This window comes from Micromonospora sp. KC723 (assembly GCF_004348595.1).
Classification (GTDB): Bacteria; Actinomycetota; Actinomycetes; order Mycobacteriales; family Micromonosporaceae; genus Micromonospora.
In genome coordinates this window covers 1-19,369 of record NZ_SMKD01000111.1, presented here as the reverse complement: position 1 = coordinate 19,369, position 19,369 = coordinate 1, and the positions used below count along the sequence as shown (strand labels likewise).

Below are 19,369 nucleotides of genomic sequence, written 5' to 3'. Positions count from 1 at the left end.
CGCTCGTACCCCACCACCGCCAGCCGAAGCCCCCCACCGGCCGACGAACACACGTACCACGGCACGTCACCGACGGTGAGCCCGGCGGTGGCCGCACCGACCGCGGCGTCCAGACCGTGCAGCACGTCCGTACCGACCGTGGTCGGCGCGGACGCCGACGCGACCAGCCCGCCACCGTCGAGGTCCACCACCGCCACCTTCGTGTACGTGGACCCGACATCGGCGCAGACCGCGAGGCTCACGCCGGCGGCGGAACGACCACCGTGCCGGTCGCGGTGACCGCCACGATCGGCGTCTCAAGCACCTCCGCCGCCGACTCACCCCGATCCGGGCGGCCCCGGCACACCACCCGCGCCTCGAAATCGATGGTGCGGCTGCGCGTGCCCACCCGGGTCACCGTCGCCGTCACCTCCACCACGTCACCGGCCCGCATCGCGCCGCGGAACTGCACATCCGAGTACGAGGCGAACAACCCCTCGTCCCCGTCGGTACGGATACACACCTCCGTCGCCACATCCCCGAACAACCCCAACGCGTACGCCCCGTCGACCAGGTTCCCCGCGTAGTGGGCGTGCGAGTACGGCACGTACCGCCGGTGCGTCACCGTCAACCCCAACCTCGCGTCCGTCATGCCCCCGCCCCCCTGTTCGTGATCAACGCGTGCACCAGGTAACTGGCCACCTCACCCGGAGTGGTGCCCCGACCGAAGATCCGGTCCACGCCCAACTCGCCGGTCATCGTCTCGTCGAACCGCGGCCCACCCACGACCAGCAACGGCCGACGCCCCGCCGGCATCGCCTCCCGGAACGCCGCGGACATCTCCCGCGTGTTGTGCAGATGCGCGTCGCGCTGCGTCACCACCTGCGACACCAGCACCGCGTCGGCCCGCTCCCGCCGCGCCGCCTCCACCAGCTCCGGCACGCTCACCTGCGCGCCCAGGTTGGTAACCCTCAGCTCCCGGTAGTACTCCAGGCCCTTCTCCCCCGCGATGCCCTTGACGTTGAGGATCGCGTCGATACCCACCGTGTGCGCGTCCGTACCGATGCACGCCCCCACCACCGACAGCTTGCGCCGCAACCGCTGCTTCACCACCGCGTTGACCTCCTTGGCGCTCAGCAGCGGAAAGTCCCGCTCCACCACCTGCACCGCCGACAGGTCCACCAGATGGTTCACCCGCCCGTACACCACAAAAAAGGTGAACCCGTCACTCATCGGCTTGGCGTGCACCAACATCGCCGGGTCGATGCCCATCTTGTTCGCCAACTGAACCGCCGCGCCCTCGGCCCGCTTGTCGTGCGGCACCGGCAACGTGAACGACACCTGCACCATGCCGTCACCGGTGGTGTCCCCGTACGGCCGGACAATCCTCTTCTCCGCCGCGACCGTCACGCGCGGCCCCCTTCCAGAATCTCGGTGGCCGGGTTGTAGTAGTCGGCCTCGTGCCGCGCCACCCCGGCCAACCCCCTGCCCCGGTCCGCCGGCCGCTTCATGATCCCGAACGTGCCCTCGGCGATCGCCGTCAACAACGACTGATCCCCGATGCGCTCCAGCAGGTCCAGCGCCTCACCCAGCACCCGGTTGGCGCGCTGCCGGATGAACCCGCCCGGCGCCGGCACGAAGTCCTCGTGCAGCCCACCGGCCGCGCCCAGCACGTACCGCACGTTCTGCAGGGCGATGTCCCGGTCCGACAGCCACGGCGTCACCACCGCCTCGGTCATCATCCCCACCAGCAGGATGCCCTGCCCGGTCATGGCACCCACCAGGTTGAAGAACCCGTCGAGCAGGTTGCCGCGGAACACGTCACCGGTCATGTGCTTCGTCGGCGGCATCCACTTCAACGGCGCGTCCGGAAACAACTCCCGCGCCAGCAGCGCGTGCGCCAACTCCAGACGGAACGACTCCGGCAGATCCGGGTTGATCTCGAACGCGTGCCCCAGCCCCAACTGCCAGTCGGCCAGCCCCGCCTCGTGCGCGAAGAACTCGTTGAGCAACTGCGACACCGTCACCGTGTGCGCCTCCTCCACCGCGTCGGCGGTGGTCAGGTAGTTGTCCTCACCGGTGTTGATGATGATCCCCGCCCGGGCGTGCACCTGCCGCGAGAACCGCTGGTCCACGAACGTGCGGATCGGGTTGATGTCGCGAAACAGGATCCCGTACATCGAGTCGTTGAGCATCATGTCCAGACGCTCCAGACCCGCCAGGGTCGCCATCTCCGGCATACACAGACCCGACGCGTAGTTCGTCAGCCGCACGTACCGGCCCAACTCCCTGGACGTGGAGTCCAACGCCGCCCGCATCAGCCGGAAGTTCTCCTGCGTGGCGTACGTGCCGGCGAACCCCTCCCGCGTCGCGCCCTCCGGCACGTAGTCCAGCAGCGACTGCCCCGTCGACCGGATCACCGCGATCACGTCCGCGCCGGCCCGCGCCGCGGCCTGCGCCTGCGGAATGTCCTCGTAGATGTCACCGGTGGCCACGATCAGATAGATCCACGGCCGCCGCGCCGGATCCCCGTACCGCTTCACCAGCCGGTCCCGCTCGGCGCGCCGCCGATCGACGAGCCGGACACCCGCCCCGACCGCCCTGCGGGCCGCCCTACGGGCGGCGGTGGCCGCCTTCCCGGACGGCACCGCGAAACGCACCGACCCCGCCGCCGCCTTCTGCGCCAGCAACGTCACGTCGCTGATCTGCTCCCGCGCGAGGGCGTCGAACACCGGCACCGCCACCCCGTGCCCCAACCCGACGTCGGCCACCACCGCGTCGACCAGCCGGTTCACCCACGGAATGCCGTCCGGGTCCGCGCCGGTCACCCCGGCCAACCGCAGCACCGCCCGCTCCACCGACACCGTGGTGTGGCTACGCGCCAGATCCACCACCGGCTGCCCGGCCCGACGCGCCAACTCCCGCGCCCGCGCCACCAGCACCGGATCCAGGTCGAGCTTGCCCGTCACGCCGTCACCCCGGCCGAACTCGGCAACGGCACGACCCGCGCCCGGGCCGCCTCGATGGTTCGCTCGCTCACGCAGACCCTTCCTCGTAGATGACCTCACCGCGCAGCACCGTGCGCCGGCACACCGGCAACGGCGTCGGATCCTGCGCACCCCGCAACTCCGGGTCCTCGGCCTGCAACACCGGCAGACCCCGCTGCACCCCCGCCGGCGTCGACCACACCGCGAACGTCGCCGGCGCCCCCAACGCCAGCACACCCTCGTGGTCCAGGTGCACCGCCCGCCAACCACCGCGGGTGTGCGCCGCGAACGCCGCCCGCTCGCTCATCCGCTGCACCGGGTTGTGGTGCGCCGCCGCCGCCCGCACCGAACCCCACGGGTCCAGCGGCGTCACCGGCGAATCCGACCCGAACGCCAACGCCACCCCGACCGCGTGCATCGCACCCATCGGGTTCGACTCCAACGACCGCGCCAACCCCAGCCGCGACTCGTACATCCGGCCCGCGCCACCCCACAACCGGTCGAACGCCGGCTGCATGCTCGCCACAATCCCGTACTCCACGAACCCGGCGATCAGCGGCTTGTTCATGATCTCCGCGTGCTCCACCCGGTGCCGGGCCGCCCGCACCCGATCCGTGCCCAGCCTCGCCGCCGCCGCCGCGAACCCGTCGAGCACCGTCGAGATCGCCGCGTCCCCGATCGCGTGGAACCCGCCCTGCATCCCGTGCGCCGCGCAGTCCAGCAGATGATCACGCACCTGCTCGGCCGTCACGTACCCGTGCCCGCACGACCCGCCCTCGGCATCCAGGTACGCCGACGACACGTGCGCCGTGCGCGAGCCCAACGCCCCGTCGGCGAACAGGTCACCACCGGCGCCCACCGCGCCCAACTCCCGGGCCCGCGCCGCACCCGACAGCTCACCCCAGTAGCCGTACACCTCCGGCACGCCGTCGCCCGACACCGCCAGCAGGCCGGTGAAGTCCTCCTCGTCGGAGATCTCCGGCCCACCGCACTCGTGCACCGCCGCGATGCCCAGCGACGCCGCCTGCCGCAGCGCCACCCGCTGCGCCGCGACCCGCTGCGCACGCGTCACCGACGCGAACGCCACCGCCCGCACCACGTGGTGCGCGTCGCGGCGCAACCACCCCGACGCGTCGTACCCGGGCGCCCGCGCCGCCTGCGGACACGCCGCCAGCAACGCCGACGACACCAACGCCGAATGGATAGACGCCTGCGACAGGTACACCCGCCGGCCACCGGCCGCCCGGTCCACCGCAGCCGCGTCCGGCACCTGCGGCGCCGGCCAGCTCGACTCGTCCCAGCCGTGCCCCAGCACCACCGCGTCCGACGGCAACCCCGCCGCGAACACCGCCACCGCCTCCAGCAACCCGGCCGCCGACCGCACCCCCGACAGATCCAGCCCCGACAACGCCAACCCCGTGTCCGTGGCGTGCACGTGCGCGTCCACGAACGCCGGCGTCACCAACGCGCCGTCCAGCTCCACCACCCGGTCCGCGGCCGGCGCGTCGGCGTCCGCGCCCAACCAGACGATCCGGCCACCGACGACCAACAGGGCCGTCGCGCTCGGATCGGCCGGACAGTGCAGCACGCCGCCGCGGTACAGAGTCGAGGGGTTCGTCATGGCCTCAGTCTGCCGCCAACCGGGACTCGAACAGAGCACGGACCCCCGGCTCCGAGCGCAGCAACCCCAGCGCCAGCGCCGCGTGACCCGGCACGTACCCGTTGCCCACCAGCATCGTCACGTCAGCCGCCAGACCCTCCGCGCCCAACGCCGCCGCCGCGAAGCTCGTCGCCATCGAGAAGAACACCACCGTGCCGCCGTCCGCCGTGGCCAGCACCGCACCGTGCTCGCAACCCGGCACGTCCACGCACACCACCGTCACGTCCGCCGGCACCCCCAGCGCCGAGGTCACCGCCGTCGACACCGCCACCGGATCCCGGGCGTCGGCCAACGCCACCACCGACGCCAGGGCGGCCTCGTTGAGCGCGTCACGCTCCGCCGCCACCGGCACCACCCCGACGGTACGACCCGCGCCCGCCCGCCGCGCCGCGGCCAGCGACAGCGACCCGCTCTTACCGGCCGCGCCGATCACCGCCACGGTCACCGGCCTCGGATCACCCTCGCGCTCCCTGCGCGCCACGTGCCCGGCCACCACCCGGGCCGTCAACGCCGGCGCCCCGCACACGTCCAGCACCGCCAGGGACAGCTCCGGGTGCAGGTCCGCCGGCAGCACCGCCGCGATCGACCGGGCGAACAGGATCGCGTACCCGTCGCACGGCACCTGCTCGCTGCACCCGTCCCAGCGCGCCAGCCCGTCCAGGATCGTCAGCGGGGTCAGCGTCAGCGACACCAGCGTCGCCACCCGGTCACCGGGCTTCAGCTCCAGCGGCGAACGCCGGCCCGCCTCCTCGACCGTGCCAATCAGCATGCCTCCCGATCCGGTCACCGGGTTCTGCATCTTGCCGCGGGCGGCGACGATCTCCAGCACCTCGGCACGGACCTTCTCCCCGTCGCCGCCGTGCTTCTCCGACAACTGCCGGAAGCTCGCCGCGTCCAGGTTCAGCCGCTCGACCCGGATGCGCACCTCGTTCGGGGCGATCCGCGGGTCGGCGTCGAGCCGCCACGCCGCCTGCGGCAGCACCCCCGCCGGTTCCACGACGCGGTGCAGACCCACCGGTGACGTCATGCCGACCTCCCTGTCCAGCCGCTCGAAGCCCCGGCCAGGACTCGCATAGCGGGAAAACTTACGGCAGACTAATTTCTTCACCGGATATTTTCCAGTAGCGTACGTGCCGCTGATCATCCGCACCACGCACCGAGGAGGGGCCGTGACCCAGACCCAACCGGTTGAGACCATCCCTCAACCCCGTCACGCCCCGGTCGCCGCCCCGACCGCCGGGCAGCCGTACGAATACCGCCGCAGCCCCCTGGTCGAACCCGACTGGACCCGCTTCCCCGGCTGGCGCCACATCACCCGCGAGCAGTGGGAGAACGCCCAGTGGCAGCGCGTCAACTGCGTCAAGAACATCAAGCAGCTACGCACCGTCCTCGGTGACCTGGTCGACGAGACCCTCTACGACGACCTCGAGGCCGACCAGCGGGCCCTGGCCACCATGTCCATGCTGGTGCCGCCGCAGATGATCAACACCATGGTCCCGTTCGCCCCCGTCACCACCGAGGCGTTCCGCGCCGACCCGATCCGGCGCTACATGATCCCCGTCGCCTCCGACCGGCGCACCGACTGGCCGTCCCACCCCTACGCCAGCCGCGACTCGCTACACGAACACGACATGTGGGTCGCCGAAGGCCTCACCCACCGCTACCCCACCAAGGTCCTCGCCGAGCTGCTCTCCACCTGCCCGCAGTACTGCGGGCACTGCACCCGGATGGACCTGGTCGGCAACTCCACCCCCGCCGTCGACAAGCTCAAACTCACCCTCAAGCCCGTCGACCGCTACGACGCCCACATCGCCTACCTCAAGGCCCACCCCGGCGTCCGCGACGTCGTCGTCTCCGGCGGCGACGTGGCCAACGTCCCGTGGCGCAACCTCGAGTCGTACCTGATGCGGCTGCTCGAACTGGAAACCGTCCGCGACATCCGGCTCGCCACCAAGGCCCTCATGGGCCTGCCCCAGCACTGGCTGCAGCACGACGTCGTCGAAGGCCTGGAACGCGTCGCCCGGACCGCCGCCCGACGCGGCGTCAACCTCGCCATCCACACCCACGTCAACCACGCCCAGTCGCTCACGCCACTGGTCGCCAGGGCCGCCCAGACCGCCCTAGACGTCGGCGTCCGCGACGTACGCAACCAGGGCGTGCTCATGCGCGGCGTCAACGCCACCGCCCCCGACCTGCTCGACCTCTGCTTCGCGCTGCAGGGCGAAGCCGGCATCCTGCCGTACTACTTCTACATGTGCGACATGATTCCCAACGCCGAGCACTGGCGGGTCCCCGTCTGGCACGCCCAGCAGCTCCAGCACGACATCATGGGCTACCTGCCCGGCTACGCCACCCCGCGGATCGTCTGCGACGTTCCCTTCGTGGGCAAGCGCTGGGTGCACATGCTCACCGAGTACGACCGCGAGCGCGGCATCTCGTACTGGACCAAGAACTACCGCACCTCCATCGAGTCCGCCGACCTGGAGGCGCTGAACAAGCGTTACGCCTACTACGACCCGATCGACACCCTGCCCGAGTCCGGGCAGGCCTGGTGGCAGACCCACCGCGACGACTGACGGACCCAGGCTGCGGCCCCGGCGCCACCGCGACGGGGCCGCAGCCTGGCCGAGGGCGTATCGGTCAGCGCGTCGCCTCCCGGACGCCCTCGCCGGCCTCGGTGACGTGTTCACCGGCCCGCTGGGCGCGCGCGGCACTCTGCTGCTGAACACCCTCGGCGCGCAACCGCTCGTTGTCCGTGACGTCGCCGATCCGCTGCTTCGCGACGCCGGCCAGCTCCTCGCTCTTCGCCCTGTCGCTGACGCTCATGTCGCCTCCTGTCGCTGCTTCCGGCCGCACGGGACCCTTCGCCCCGGCTCTCCTGTCGCGTGCCCGCTCGGGCGCTGTGGAAACAGGGTGACCTGCTGGGTCCGTGGGGGCGGCCACGCCCCCTACAGCATCCTAGGATAATAGGGTGAAGCTGGGGATCCGCACCGGCCTGCGACTGCCGGGGCCACCTCTCGTAGGGCATCCTAGGACAATAGGTGGGTTGGTGGCCGCCGAGCCGGGACGGCGACGGACTGGTTGACTGGGGGCATGAGCGAGATCCTCCTGGTCCGACACGGCGAGACCACCTGGAGCGCCAGCCGCCAGCACACCTCGTACACCGACCTCGAGCTGACCCCCGACGGCGAGCGCCAGGCCCGGGCTCTCGGTGGGGTGCTGGTCGGTCGGCGGTTCGCCCGGGTGCTGTCCAGCCCCCGCACGCGTGCCCGGGCCACCGCGCAGCTCGCCGGCCTCACCGTGGACGAGGTGGACGAGGACCTGGTCGAGTGGAACTACGGCGAGTACGAGGGGCGCACCACCGCCGGCATCCACCAGGACCGGCCGGACTGGAACATCTGGACCGACGGGTGCCCCGGCGGTGAGACGCCCGAACAGGTTGGCGAGCGCGTCGACCGGCTGCTCGCCCGGATCACTCCCCTGCTCGACCAGGGCAGCGTCGCCCTGGTCGGCCACGCGCACAGCCTGCGGGTCGTGGGCGCGCGCTGGATCGGGCTACCCCCGTCCGGCGGGGGCAAGCTGCGGTTGGACACCGCCACGGTCAGCGTGCTCGGGCACGAGCACGGCCGGCCGGTCATCCTCCGCTGGAACGGCGGCTGACCGACGCGCTCAGCCCGCCTCGCCGTTGCCCCGGGACCGCGCCCGGGTCCGCGGATCGAGGTCGATCTTCGGCGGACGCCCCTCGTACGGGGTGGAGAGCACCACCGTGGTGCGGGTGGTGACGTTGGCGGCGGTGCGGATCTCCTGGAGCACCCGCTCCAGGTCGGCCGGGCCGGCCACCCGCACCAGCAGCAGGTAGAAGTCCTCCCCCGCCACCGAGTAGCAGGAGTCGATCTCCGGCAGGTGGGCCAGCCGCTCCGGGGCGTCGTCGGGCTGCGACGGATCGAACGGCCGGATCGCCACGAACGCCGTCAACGGCAGGTCCAACGCCTCGAAGGAGACCTTCGCGGTGTACCCGTGGATCACACCGCGCTGTTCCAGCCGCCGGACCCGCTGGTGCACGGCGGAGACCGACAGCCCCACCCGCTCGGCCAGGTCGGTGTACGACAGCCGACCGTCAGCGGTCAGCGCGGCGACGATGGCGCGGTCGATCTCCTCCACGGCGTGCAACCTACCCCGAGCGGCGGCCCCCCGCGTGCCGGCCCCGCCGAAGGTGACGGTCGGCGCATCTCACGGTCACCGACGGTGCCCCCGGGTCAGCCCCTTGCCAGGGCCCGGGAGATGACCAGCCGCTGGATCTGGTTGGTGCCCTCGACGATCTGCAGCACCTTCGCCTCCCGCATGTACCGCTCGACCGGGTGGTCGGCGACGTAGCCGGCTCCGCCGAGCACCTGCACCGCGTCGGTGGTCACCCGCATCGCCACGTCGGTGGCGAAGAGCTTCGCCTTCGCCGCCTCGATCGAGTACGGCCGGCCGGCGTCGCGCAGCCGGGCGGCGGCGAGCGTCAGCGCCCGGGCGGCGGAGATCTGGGTGGCGTGGTCGGCGAGGTTGAAGCCGAGCCCCTGGAAATCGATGATCGGCCGGCCGAACTGCCGGCGCTCCCGGGCGTAGCCGACCGCGTAGTCCAGCGCCGCCTGGGCCAGGCCCACCGCGCAGGCGGCGATGCCGAGCCGGCCGGAGTCCAGCGCCGCCATGGCGATGGTGAAGCCCATCCCCTCGCCGCCGATCAGCCGGTCGGCGGGCACCCGGGCGTCGTCGAAGACGACCTGCGCCACCGGGGAGGCGTGCAGGCCCATGGTCCGCTCGACGGCCTGCGGCAGGATCCCGGGGGTGCCCCGGTCGGCGAGCAGGCAGGAGATGCCTCTCGGGCCGGGCCCGCCGGTACGGCAGAAGATGTTGTAGAAGTCGGCGGTTCGGGCGTGGGTGATCCACGCCTTGGTGCCGTCCACCACGTACGAGTCGCCGTCGCGGACGGCCTTCGTCGTCAGCGCGGCGGCGTCCGAGCCGCCCTGCGGCTCGGAGAGGCAGTACGCGCCGAGCAGGTCCCCGCCGAGGATGTCGGGCAGCAGTTCGCGCTGGGCGTCGTTGCCGAACTGGGCCAGCGGGTAGCAGGACAGGGTGTGCACGCTGACCGCCTCGGCCACGGCGAGCCACCGGCTGGCCAGGATCTCCAGCACCTGGAGGTACACCTCGTACGGCTGGGCGGCACCGCCGTGTTCCTCGGCGTACGGCAGGCCGAGCAGCCCGGCCCGGCCGAGGGTGCGCAGCACCTCGCGGGGGAACTCGGCGCGCGCCTCGAAGTCGGCGGCCCGCGGGGCGAGTTCGCGGTCGGCGAGGTCGGTGGCCAGGTCGAGCAGGTCGTGGGCCTCGTCGGTGGGGAGGATCCGGTCGATGGTCATGGTGCGATGAGCTCCGTCGGGGGTGCTGGTGGGTCCGATCCCACCCCGTCAGCTTAACGCTCGTTTGGGTTGACGCGGAACCGGCCGGCCGGTTCGCCCGCGCCCCGCCCGGATACGGTGTCCGGTGCGCCGACGCCCCGGCGGGACCGGGGCACACCGCATCGGCACGGCGCACCGGTGGGGAGGAGTCATGCGTCTTCACGTGGGGTGCGCCATGTGGGCCCACCGGTCGTGGCAGGGCCGCCTGCTGGCACACCCGCTGCCGCCCACCGAGCGCCTGCGCCACTACGCCCGCTGGTGCACCGCGGTGGAGGGGAACACCACCTTCTACGCGATCCCCGGCAGGGACGCCGTGGCGTCGTGGGCGCAGCAGACCGACCCCGACTTCCGGTTCCTGCCCAAGCTACCCAGACTGGTCACGCACGAACGCCGGCTCGCCGACGTCGACGAGGCGCTGCGCGTCTTCCTGGACGCGATGGAGCCGCTCGGGCCCCGGGCGCACGCCCTCTGGATCCAGTTGCCGGGCTCGTTCGCCCCCGCCGACGTCCCCATCCTGGCCCGGTTCCTGCGCCGGCTCCCCGCCGCCCACCGGTACGCCGTGGAGGTCCGCCACCCGGCGTTCTTCACCGACCCCGGCGCGACGCGACTGCTCGAAGGCGTGCTCACCGACGCGCGGGCCGAATGGATTCCCTTCGACACCACCGCGTTCTTCGCCAGCCCACCGACCAGCGACGCCGAACGGGAGGCCTGGACCAGGAAGCCCCGCGTACCGCTGCGGTCGAGCGCCCTGACCGACCGGCCGATCGTGCGCTACCTCGGTCGGGACGACCCGGCGCGGACAATCGAGGGCTGGCGGCACTGGGTCGACGTCGTCGTCGGGTGGCTGCGCGAGGGCCGCTCGCCGACCGTGTTCGTGCACACCCCGGACAACGCCGACGCCCCGGTACTCGCCCGCCGTTTCCACGACGACGTGCGGGCGCGGGTACCGGGCCTCGAAGCCCTGCCGGAGCCGGCACCGGTCGAACCCGCGACGCTGTTCTGAGCGCCGCCGGCTCCGGCCGCGACGTGGCGACCCAGTCACCGGGACGGTGTTGTGCGGGCCGGCAGCCGCTCGATACAGTCACCGCCGGACATCGACAGATATCACCGAATGGCGCGCCTCGGCGTCGACGACCAACCGCCGGCCGGGCCGGCGCAGAGGAGGGACCGTGCCGTCGACCCGGCTGACCGCGACGCTGGTCGCGCTGGCGATCACCGCACTGCCCGGAGCCGCCCAGGCGGCCAGCCACGGTCCCGCGCCGGCGGGCTGCGCCACCGCCGACGCGCACTGCGCCGCAAGCCGGCACCGCCCCGCCGCGCTCGCCGGCGCGCACACCGCCGGTCGGGTCACCGCCGACGGCGAGTTGGTGCGGTACAGCTGGCCCGGCGTGTACTTCGAGGGCCGGTTCCGGGGCACCGGCGTCGGGATCGTGCTCGACGACCCGGTCAACGACTACGACATCCAACTCGACGGCACCACGGTGGCCACCCTGGTGACCCCGGGCCGGACCACCCACTGGCTGACCGGCCTGCCCAACGACCGGCACACCGTACGGCTGGTCAAACGCACCGAGAGCACGTGGACCTCCGGCGCGTTCGGCGGCTTCGTCGCCGCGCCCGGCGGGAAGATCCTCGACCCGCCCCGGGCGCGCAGCCGCCAGATCGAGTTCATCGGCGACTCGAACACCGTCGGCTACGGCAACATGTCCACCACCCGCGACTGCACCGGCGAGGAGGTCACCCGCCGGACCAACACCGACCTGAGCTTCGGCGCCCTCACCGCCCGCCGCCTCGGTGCCGACTACCAGGTCAACGCGTACTCCGGTCTCGGGATGGTACGCAACTACGACGGCCACAGCCCGGGAACCAGCTACCGCACGTACTACCAGCGGTCACTGCTCGGCGTCGACGGCGACGTCTGGGCACGACCGGCCACCTGGCGGCCGCAGGTCGTGGTCGTCGCCCTGGGCGCGAACGACTTCTCCACCGCCCTGCGCCCCGACGAGCCGTGGACGCCGGAGAGCCTGGTGGCCGCCTACCGCCAGGCCTACCACGGCTTCCTCGACACCCTGCGGGCCCGGTACGGCCGCCACACCCGGATCGTGGTCATGGCCACCTCGCTGTGGAACACCACGGCCTTCGCCGAGGCCGCCGAGCAGGTCGCCCGGGAGCGCAACGACCGGGGCGACGCCCGGATCCACCACTGGTACCACGACGGCGCGGGTCAGGACGCCCTCGGCTGCCACTGGCACCTGTCGCTGCACGACCACCAGCTCACCGCCGACCGGCTCGGCGAGTTCCTCGCCACCCTGCCGCTGCGCTGGTAGCCCGACGCCCGGCGGACCGCCGGTTGTCGGCCCGCCGACCGGCCCACGCCGATAGCCTGGTGCCAGGGCGACGAAGGGCGGACACGTGGCACAGGACCGGGCGGCGGCACGTCGACGCCGGCTGCTGGGAGCCGGCATCCTCGCCCTGGTGGGGCTGGCGCTGCTGGCGCTGGGCCTCACCGTCGCCGACGGCCCCCTCGCCGGGCTGGAGGTGGCGCTGGCCATCGCGCTGCTCGTGACCAGCTACGTGGTGCAGCGCATGGCCCGCCGCGAAACGCTCTACGCCGACGAGGAGCGCGGCTGACCGGGGCGCTGTGGATCAGTGCCGACGCGCGTCCCCCACGCCGTCGCACCGCTGTGCCAGGCTGTCGGCGTGGCACAGCAATCCCCGATCCTGCTGATCGACGCTCCCAGTCTCTACTTCCGGGCCTACTTCGGCGTTCCCGAGTCGGCGGCGAGGACCGCGGACGGCCAACCCGTCAACGCCGTACGCGGCTTCCTCGACATGCTGGCCCAGTTGGTCCGCACCCGCCGTCCGGGCCGGATGGTCTGCGCGCTGGACCATGACTGGCGGCCCGCGTGGCGGGTGGAGCTGCTGCCGTCGTACAAGGCCCACCGGGTCGCCCCGCAGGGCGGCGAGGTGGTGCCCGACACCCTCTCCCCCCAGGTGCCGGTGATCCTCGACGTGCTGGCGGCGATCGGCATCTGCGCCGTGGGGGCCACCGGGTACGAGGCCGACGACGTGCTGGGCACCCTCTCGGTGACCCAACCCGCCCCGGCGGAGGTGGTCTCCGGCGACCGGGACCTGTTCCAGCTCGTCGACGACACCCGCCCGGTCCGCTTGCTCTACGTCGGTCGGGGCGTGGCGAAACTGGAGGCCTGCGACGACGCGGCGGTCCGCGCCCGCTACGGCGTCCCCGCCGACCGGTACGCCGACTTCGCCGCCCTGCGGGGCGATCCCAGCGACGGGCTGCCCGGGGTGCCCGGGGTGGGCGAGAAGACGGCCGCCCGGCTGATCGAACGCTACGGCGGCCTGGACGGCATCCTCGCCGCGCTGGACGAGCCGGGGTCCGGTTTCGCGCCGGGGCTGCGCGCCAAGCTCGACGCCGCCCGCGACTACCTCGCGGTCGCGCCGAAGGTGGTCCGGGTGGCCACCGACGTTCCACTGCCGGAGTTGGCCACCGCGCTGCCGACTGCGCCGGCCGAGCCCGAGCGGCTGCTGGAGCTGGCGCAGCGGTGGAACCTGGCCGGCTCCTGCCGCCGCCTGGTCGACGCCCTCGCCGCGACCGACTGACCCGACGATCCGGCCGGCTCGCGCCGCCACCGGGTCCGCCCGCCGTGGCCGACCTTCGAGCCGGCCACACCGCCGGCCCCGGTTCGCGGCAGAGGGCGGCGTCCGGACGCGGGGTACCGGCGTTCGCGGCAGTCGGCGGCCGTGCCGCGTGCGTCAGCGCGGTCCGGCGTCGTCGCGGCGGCGGGACGGGAACGGGGTGCCGGGCTGGCCCAGGGTTGTCCGGGACCGGGCGCGCAGCCCGACCGGATCCGGAGCGGCCTGCGGTGCCGGCGCGGCCACCGACCGCTGCTGCGGCGTCTGCCGGGCGTCGAGATACGCCAGCGCGGCGCGGTCGTCGTCGGTGGGCGTGGCGAGCAGCGCGTAGATGAGACCGACCACGCCGAAGATCACCGCCAGGATGATCGGCAGGAGCAGGCTGCTGACGTCGGCGCCGGTGACCTCGCCGCGCTCCTCGTGCAGGTGCACCGACAGGGCGCTCATGCCGGTGAAGTGCATCCCGTTGACGGCGACGCCCATCACCAGCGCCGAGGCGGCGATCGCCAGGCCACTGCGGACCGTCATCGCCAGCCAGAGCGCGACCGTGGCGGCGACGACGGCGATGAGCACGGAGAGGCCGACCCGCAGTTTGTCGTAGCTGAGGTCGCCGTGCAGGCGCATCGCCGCCATGCCGGTGTAGTGCATGGCGGCCACACCCAGTCCGGTGAAGAGACCACCGATGATCAGCCGGACCGCGTTGAGACGGCCGGTGCCGACGATGGACAGGCCGATACCCACCGCGACCACCGCGATGATCGTGCTGCCCGCGGTCAGCGGCACGTCGTAGCGGATGCGGGTGCCATCGACGGCGAACCCGAGCATCGCCACGAAGTGCATCGCCCAGATGGCGGTGCCGCCGATCGCCCAGGCCGCCAGCAACCCCCACCAGAAACGCTGGCCGCCGGTCCCGGCGGTACGGATGCGGCCGGCGCAGACCAGGCCGAGGAACGAACCGAGCACGGACAGGGCGTAACTCAACGTGGGTGTGATCCACCCGTACTCAAAGTGATTGATTTCCGCCACCGCGGTCTTCCCCCCATTGGTTACCGGCGCGTAGGAAAGCGCCCGAGCAATAATCGGCGAGGCTCGCAGCAGGTGCAACACCACCCCCCGAGCAATCCGGGGGGTGGTGTCACGGTGACCGCACGGTGCGTCAGAGGCGGTGGACAGTGACCGAAGGTGATCATCAGGCGGGGGCGTGGTACGCCAGCACGCCACGGTTGACGGCCGTGATCGCCTGCCGGGCGGTGGCCCGCAGCTCTACCGAGGCACCGCCCGAGTCGGCCAGCTGACCGAGCAGGTCGACCACCTGCCGCGCCCAGCGGACGAAGTCACCGGCGGGCATCTCCCCGTCGATCTCGTGGCCGCTGGCGAGCACCTTTGCCAGCGCCTCGCCTCGCGCCCAGCGGTAGATCGGCCAGGCGAACCCGAGATCCGGTTCCCGGGTGACGGCCAGGCCGCGCTGCGCCTCGTCGGACTCGATCTCACTCCACAGCTTGAGCGTCTCGTCGACGGCGTCGGCGACGGCCCCGCGCGGCAACGACGCCCGTTCGTCGACGTCCCGGCGCGCCTCGAAGACCACCACGGAGACGGCCGCCGCCAACTCGGCCGGGGAGAGGCCGTCCCAGACACCCCGGCGCAGGCACTCGGCCACCAGCAGGTCCGCCTCGGTCCAGATCCGGCCGAGCATCCGACCGGCGTCGGTGACGCCCCCGTCGGCGGAGAGGTAGCCGCGGGCGGTGAGCAACGCGACGATCCGGTCGAAGGTACGGGCCAGGGAACCGGTACGGCCGGCGACCCGCTGGCGCAGCTCCTCGGTGTCCTTCTCCAGCCGGCGGCGCCGCTCGGCCCAGCGGGCGTGCTCCTCCCGCTCCGGGCAGGCGTGGCAGGGGTGGCGGCGCAGCTCGCTCCGGAGCTGGCTGATCCGGTGGTCCTCACCGGCGGCCTGGCGGGACCGGCCGCCACGACGGTCGCCGTGCCGGTCCAACCCGGTGCCGCTCACCGCGGCGGCCAGGTCCCGCCGGGCCGCCGGGGAACGGTGGTTGAAGTGCTTCGGCACCCGGATCCGGGCCAGCACCTCGGCCGGGGTGGTGAAGTCGCCGGGACTGACCCGACCCGCCCAACGATCCTGGGTGAGCACCAGCGGACGCGGCTCGCCGAACCCGCCGGTGGCCGGGTCGAGCACGACGGCGAGCCCCGCCCGGCGCCCGGAGGGCACCCGGATCACGTCGCCGACGCGAAGCCGCTCCAGCGAGGCCACCGCCGCGGCCTTCCGCTGCCCCTGGCCCTGGCGGGCCAGGGCCCGCTCCCGGTCGGCGATCGCCACCCGCAACGCGAAGTACTCGTCGAAGTCGCCGTGGTGGCAGGCGGCCTCCGCCCCGTACGCGTCGATGGTCTCGGTGTTGCGCTGCACCTGCCGGGCCAGCCCGACCACCGACCGGTCCGCCTGGAACTGCGCGAACGACGACTCCAGCAGCGCCCGGGCCGGCTCCGCGCCCACCGAGCCGACCAGGTTGACGGCCATGTTGTACGACGGCCGGAAGCTGGAGCGCAGCGGGTAGGTGCGGGTGGAGGCGAGCCCGGCGACGTGCCGCGGGTCCGTCTCCGGGGACCAGACCACGACGGCATGCCCCTCCACGTCGATGCCGCGCCGGCCGGCACGGCCGGTGAGCTGCGTGTACTCCCCAGGGGTGAGGTCGACGTGGGCCTCGCCGTTGAACTTCACCAGTCGTTCGAGCACCACGCAGCGGGCCGGCATGTTGATGCCCAGGGCGAGGGTCTCGGTGGCGAAGACCGCCTTGACCAGGCCTCGGACGAACAGCTCCTCGACGACCTCCTTGAACACCGGCAGCATCCCGGCGTGGTGGGCGGCGAGACCCCGCTCCAGCCCGTCGAGCCACTCCCAGTAGCCGAGAACGGTCAGATCCTCACCGGGGATGGCGGTGACCCGGGACTCCACCACCCGGCGGATCTCGGCGCGCTCCTCCGGTGAGGTGAGCCGCAGCCCGGCGGCGAGGCACTGCTGCACCGCGGCGGCACAGCCGGCCCGGCTGAAGATGAACAGGATCGCCGGGAGCAGCCCCTCCCGGTCGAGCCGCTCGACGATGTCCGGGCGCAGCGGGCCGCGCCAGCGGGGGCCGCGCCGACCGCCGCCGGGGCCGGCGCTGCGCCCCTCCCCCAGCTCCAGGCGGCGCATCGTGTCCCGGGTGTAGCGCAGCAGCTCGGGGTGCACGTCGTGCTTGCGGGCGGCGTCGGCGTCGTGGAACAGGTCGAACATCCGCTTGCCGACCAGCATGTGCTGCCACAGCGGCACCGGGCGGTGCTCGCTGACCACCACCGCGGTCTCGCCCCGCACGGTGACCAGCCAGTCGGCGAACTCCTCGGCGTTGGAGACGGTGGCGGACAGGGAGACCAGGGTGACCGAGGCGGGCAGGTGGATGATCACCTCTTCCCAGACCCCGCCACGGAACCGGTCGGCGAGGTAGTGCACCTCGTCCATCACCACGTACGCCAGCCCCTCCAGCGTGCTGGAGCCGGCGTAGAGCATGTTGCGCAGCACCTCGGTGGTCATCACCACCACGGGCGCGTCGCCGTTGATCGCGTTGTCGCCGGTGAGCAGACCGACCTGTTCGGCGCCGTAGCGGTCGACCAGGTCGTGGTACTTCTGGTTGGACAGTGCCTTGATCGGGGTGGTGTAGAAGCACTTGCGCCGCGCCCCCGGCGCGTCGGTGGACCCGGGCGTGCCACGCAGGGCCAGGTGCACCGCGAACTCACCGACGACCGTCTTGCCCGCGCCGGTGGGCGCGCAGACCAGCACGCCGCTGCCCCGTTCGAGGGACTGGCACGCCTCGCGTTGGAAGTCGTCGAGATCGAACCCCAGCTCGAGGGCGAACTCTTCCAGGGCCGGGAACTGGGAGGCCTGCGCGGCCCGGCGGCGCGCCGCGGCGTACCGCTCGGCGGGGCTCGACATGCCTCCAAGATTAGTGCGTACGACCGACGGCCACCGGGCAAGGCATCCGGCAGGCCGGTCGGTGGGGGTGGGTAGGGTGCACGACGTGCCGGATCATGTCGAACCGCCCCGAACGCCGGGTGACCCCCGCGACGCCGCCCGTCCCGGTCCCACCCGCCGGCCCGTGGAAGCGGTCCTGTTCGACTTCCACGGCACGCTGGCCCAGGTGGAGGAACCCCACGAGTGGGTGCGGCGGGCCGCCGCGGCGTGCGGGGTGACCCTGGAGCGGATGCGTGCCACCGCGCTCGCCGACCGGCTGGTCACCGCCGGCCGGGCCGGTGGGCCGCTGCCGGCGCGGGTGCCGCCCCGGCTGGCCGAACTCTGGGCCGACCGGGACCTGTACGAGCACGCGCACCGGGGGGCGTACACCGGGCTGGCCGAGACGGTGGACGCCGGCATCGAGGGCTTCGCCGACGCGCTCTACGAGCGGCTGCTCGTGCCGGACGGCTGGGTGCCCTACCCGGGCACCGAGCCGACGCTGCGGGCGCTGCGCGAGGCCGGCGTGAAGGTGGCGGTGGTGAGCAACATCGGCTTCGACATCCGGCCGCTGCTCGCGGCCTGGGGTCTGGACGCGCTGGTCGACGCGTACGCCCTGTCGTACGAGGTCGGGCGGTGCAAACCGGACCCGGGGATCTTCCTGCGGGCGTGCGGGATGCTCGGCGTGGATCCGGAACGCGCCCTGATGGTGGGCGACACCCCGGCGGACGCGGGCGCGGTGCACGCGGGTTGCGCGGTGCTGGTGCTGCCCTGCGCCGACCCGGGCCGGGACAACGGCCTCGGCGCGGTGCTCGACCTGGCGCTGCCGCGCTGACCAGCGGTTAGCACCGATAACTCGATCATGTTATTCGTGTTGGACGGCAGCGTTAACACCGGAAGGTTATCGTCGCTGTCATGATCGAGACGTCGGCCCGGGACCGGATCGTGCGCGCCGCCGCCGCGCTGCTGACCGACGGCGGCCGGAAGGCGGTCACCACCCGCGCGGTGAGCCGGGCCGCCGGGGTCCAGGCCCCCACCATCTACCGGCAGTTCGGCGACATGCGTGGCCTGCTCGACGCGGCGGCCAGCTACGGCTTCGCCGCGTACCTGCACGGGCAGGCCGCCCGGGATCCCGCCGTCGACCCGGTGGACGACCTGCGGCGCGGCTGGGACCTGCACGTCCGGTTCGGGGTGACCCACCCCGCCCTGCACACCCTGATGTACGGCGACCCGCGCCCCGGCGTGCGCCCCACCGCCGCCCGGGTCGCCGCCGACATCTTCCGGCAACTGGTCGTCCGGGTCGCCGAGGCCGGTCGGCTCCGCCTGGACGTGGACCGCGCCGCGGCGATGGTGCACGCGGCGAGCTGCGGAGTGGCCCTCGCCATGATCCAGGGCGGCGACCCGGCGCTGTCCGCCGCCACCCGGGAGGCGATGGTGGCGGCCGTCTGCGCCGACAGTCCCGCCGCCCGGGTCGTGCGTCCGCCCGACCGGCCGGTCCGGTACGCCGTCGCGCTGCGCGCCGCGCTGGCCGAGGTCACCGGTGACCTGACCGCCGCCGAGCGGGCGCTGCTCGGCGAGTGGCTGGACCGGATCGCCCGCCGCGACCGGCCCTCGGCCACCGACCGCCCGGTGGGGTGAGGGCGGGGCGGGAACGGTCCGGACG

At 73.0% G+C, this 19,369-nt stretch carries 19 protein-coding genes; 8 read left to right on the top strand and 11 right to left on the bottom strand.

All coding sequences use genetic code 11. The features are described from left to right. The 6 genes from E1165_RS21620 to E1165_RS21595 form a co-directional block, all read right to left on the bottom strand. Window positions 1-242 (bottom strand): glutamate mutase L (locus E1165_RS21620; protein WP_207916994.1); only part of this gene is annotated, 242 nt, incomplete at its 3' end. Continuing rightward, complete coding sequence (locus tag E1165_RS21615) at window positions 239-631, bottom strand: hotdog domain-containing protein (RefSeq protein ID WP_132393606.1); 393 nt, start codon at window positions 629-631, stop codon at window positions 239-241. The genes E1165_RS21615 and E1165_RS21620, both read right to left, overlap by 4 nt. Further along, the gene (locus E1165_RS21610; protein WP_132393605.1) at window positions 628-1,389 is read right to left on the bottom strand and encodes an OAM dimerization domain-containing protein; all 762 of its coding nucleotides are present in this window, start codon (window positions 1,387-1,389) and stop codon (window positions 628-630) included. The genes E1165_RS21615 and E1165_RS21610 overlap by 4 nt, the downstream gene beginning before the upstream one ends. Next, a complete protein-coding gene (locus tag E1165_RS21605; protein ID WP_132393604.1) occupies window positions 1,386-2,948 on the bottom strand; it encodes a lysine 5,6-aminomutase subunit alpha in 1,563 nt (520 codons plus the stop codon). Before E1165_RS21605 ends, E1165_RS21610 begins: the two co-directional genes overlap by 4 nt. A 67-nt stretch (window positions 2,949-3,015) precedes the next feature. After that, window positions 3,016-4,587 (bottom strand): amidohydrolase, encoded by a 1,572-nt coding sequence (locus tag E1165_RS21600; RefSeq protein ID WP_132393603.1) that lies wholly within the window; start codon window positions 4,585-4,587, stop codon window positions 3,016-3,018. Between the two features lie 4 nt (window positions 4,588-4,591). Then, a complete protein-coding gene (locus tag E1165_RS21595; RefSeq protein ID WP_132393602.1) occupies window positions 4,592-5,653 on the bottom strand; it encodes a zinc-binding alcohol dehydrogenase in 1,062 nt (353 codons plus the stop codon). A gap of 142 nt (window positions 5,654-5,795) precedes the next feature. Here E1165_RS21595 and E1165_RS21590 point away from each other — a divergent pair, with 142 nt between their 5' ends. Continuing rightward, window positions 5,796-7,202 carry a KamA family radical SAM protein gene (locus E1165_RS21590; RefSeq protein WP_132393601.1) on the top strand — a complete coding sequence of 469 codons (1,407 nt, stop codon included), beginning with the start codon at window positions 5,796-5,798 and terminating at the stop codon, window positions 7,200-7,202. A 64-nt stretch (window positions 7,203-7,266) separates the two neighbouring features. Here the strand turns inward: E1165_RS21590 and E1165_RS21585 are convergent, their stop codons facing one another. Continuing rightward, window positions 7,267-7,452 (bottom strand): CsbD family protein, encoded by a 186-nt coding sequence (locus tag E1165_RS21585; RefSeq protein ID WP_132393600.1) that lies wholly within the window; start codon window positions 7,450-7,452, stop codon window positions 7,267-7,269. Between the two features lie 267 nt (window positions 7,453-7,719). Here E1165_RS21585 and E1165_RS21580 point away from each other — a divergent pair, with 267 nt between their 5' ends. After that, complete coding sequence (locus E1165_RS21580; RefSeq protein ID WP_132393599.1) at window positions 7,720-8,286, top strand: histidine phosphatase family protein; 567 nt, start codon at window positions 7,720-7,722, stop codon at window positions 8,284-8,286. A 9-nt stretch (window positions 8,287-8,295) separates the two neighbouring features. On the opposite strand, the gene E1165_RS21575 is transcribed toward E1165_RS21580, so the two are convergent. Continuing rightward, window positions 8,296-8,787: an Lrp/AsnC family transcriptional regulator gene (locus E1165_RS21575; RefSeq protein WP_132393598.1), complete on the bottom strand. Its 492-nt coding sequence runs from the start codon at window positions 8,785-8,787 to the stop codon at window positions 8,296-8,298. A 95-nt stretch (window positions 8,788-8,882) separates the two neighbouring features. Next, the gene (locus tag E1165_RS21570) at window positions 8,883-10,025 is read right to left on the bottom strand and encodes an acyl-CoA dehydrogenase family protein (protein ID WP_132393597.1); all 1,143 of its coding nucleotides are present in this window, start codon (window positions 10,023-10,025) and stop codon (window positions 8,883-8,885) included. Window positions 10,026-10,239: 214 nt separating this feature from the next. Here E1165_RS21570 and E1165_RS21565 point away from each other — a divergent pair, with 214 nt between their 5' ends. The 4 genes from E1165_RS21565 (at window position 10,240) to E1165_RS21550 (ending at window position 13,685) form a co-directional block, all read left to right on the top strand. Further along, complete coding sequence (locus tag E1165_RS21565; RefSeq protein WP_207916996.1) at window positions 10,240-11,067, top strand: DUF72 domain-containing protein; 828 nt, start codon at window positions 10,240-10,242, stop codon at window positions 11,065-11,067. 166 nt (window positions 11,068-11,233) lie between these two features. Then, entirely contained in the window at window positions 11,234-12,391 is a 1,158-nt protein-coding gene (locus E1165_RS21560) for an SGNH/GDSL hydrolase family protein (protein ID WP_207916993.1), read from the top strand. Window positions 12,392-12,476: 85 nt separating this feature from the next. Next, entirely contained in the window at window positions 12,477-12,695 is a 219-nt protein-coding gene (locus E1165_RS21555; RefSeq protein ID WP_132393595.1) for a hypothetical protein, read from the top strand. Window positions 12,696-12,764: 69 nt separating this feature from the next. After that, on the top strand, window positions 12,765-13,685 hold the full coding sequence (locus tag E1165_RS21550) for a 5'-3' exonuclease (protein ID WP_132393594.1): 921 nt from the start codon (window positions 12,765-12,767) through the stop codon (window positions 13,683-13,685). 153 nt (window positions 13,686-13,838) lie between these two features. On the opposite strand, the gene E1165_RS21545 is transcribed toward E1165_RS21550, so the two are convergent. After that, window positions 13,839-14,744, bottom strand: coding sequence for an MHYT domain-containing protein (locus E1165_RS21545; RefSeq protein WP_132393593.1), 906 nt, complete (start codon window positions 14,742-14,744; stop codon window positions 13,839-13,841). Window positions 14,745-14,907: 163 nt separating this feature from the next. Beyond that, window positions 14,908-17,691 carry an RNA helicase gene (locus E1165_RS21540; RefSeq protein ID WP_132393592.1) on the bottom strand — a complete coding sequence of 928 codons (2,784 nt, stop codon included), beginning with the start codon at window positions 17,689-17,691 and terminating at the stop codon, window positions 14,908-14,910. 85 nt (window positions 17,692-17,776) lie between these two features. Here E1165_RS21540 and E1165_RS21535 point away from each other — a divergent pair, with 85 nt between their 5' ends. Together E1165_RS21535 and E1165_RS21530 are read left to right on the top strand one after the other, a co-directional pair. Beyond that, window positions 17,777-18,541, top strand: coding sequence for an HAD family hydrolase (locus tag E1165_RS21535; protein WP_371687375.1), 765 nt, complete (start codon window positions 17,777-17,779; stop codon window positions 18,539-18,541). An 80-nt stretch (window positions 18,542-18,621) separates the two neighbouring features. Continuing rightward, complete coding sequence (locus E1165_RS21530; RefSeq protein WP_132393590.1) at window positions 18,622-19,344, top strand: TetR/AcrR family transcriptional regulator; 723 nt, start codon at window positions 18,622-18,624, stop codon at window positions 19,342-19,344. Window positions 19,345-19,369: the final 25 nt, after the last annotated feature.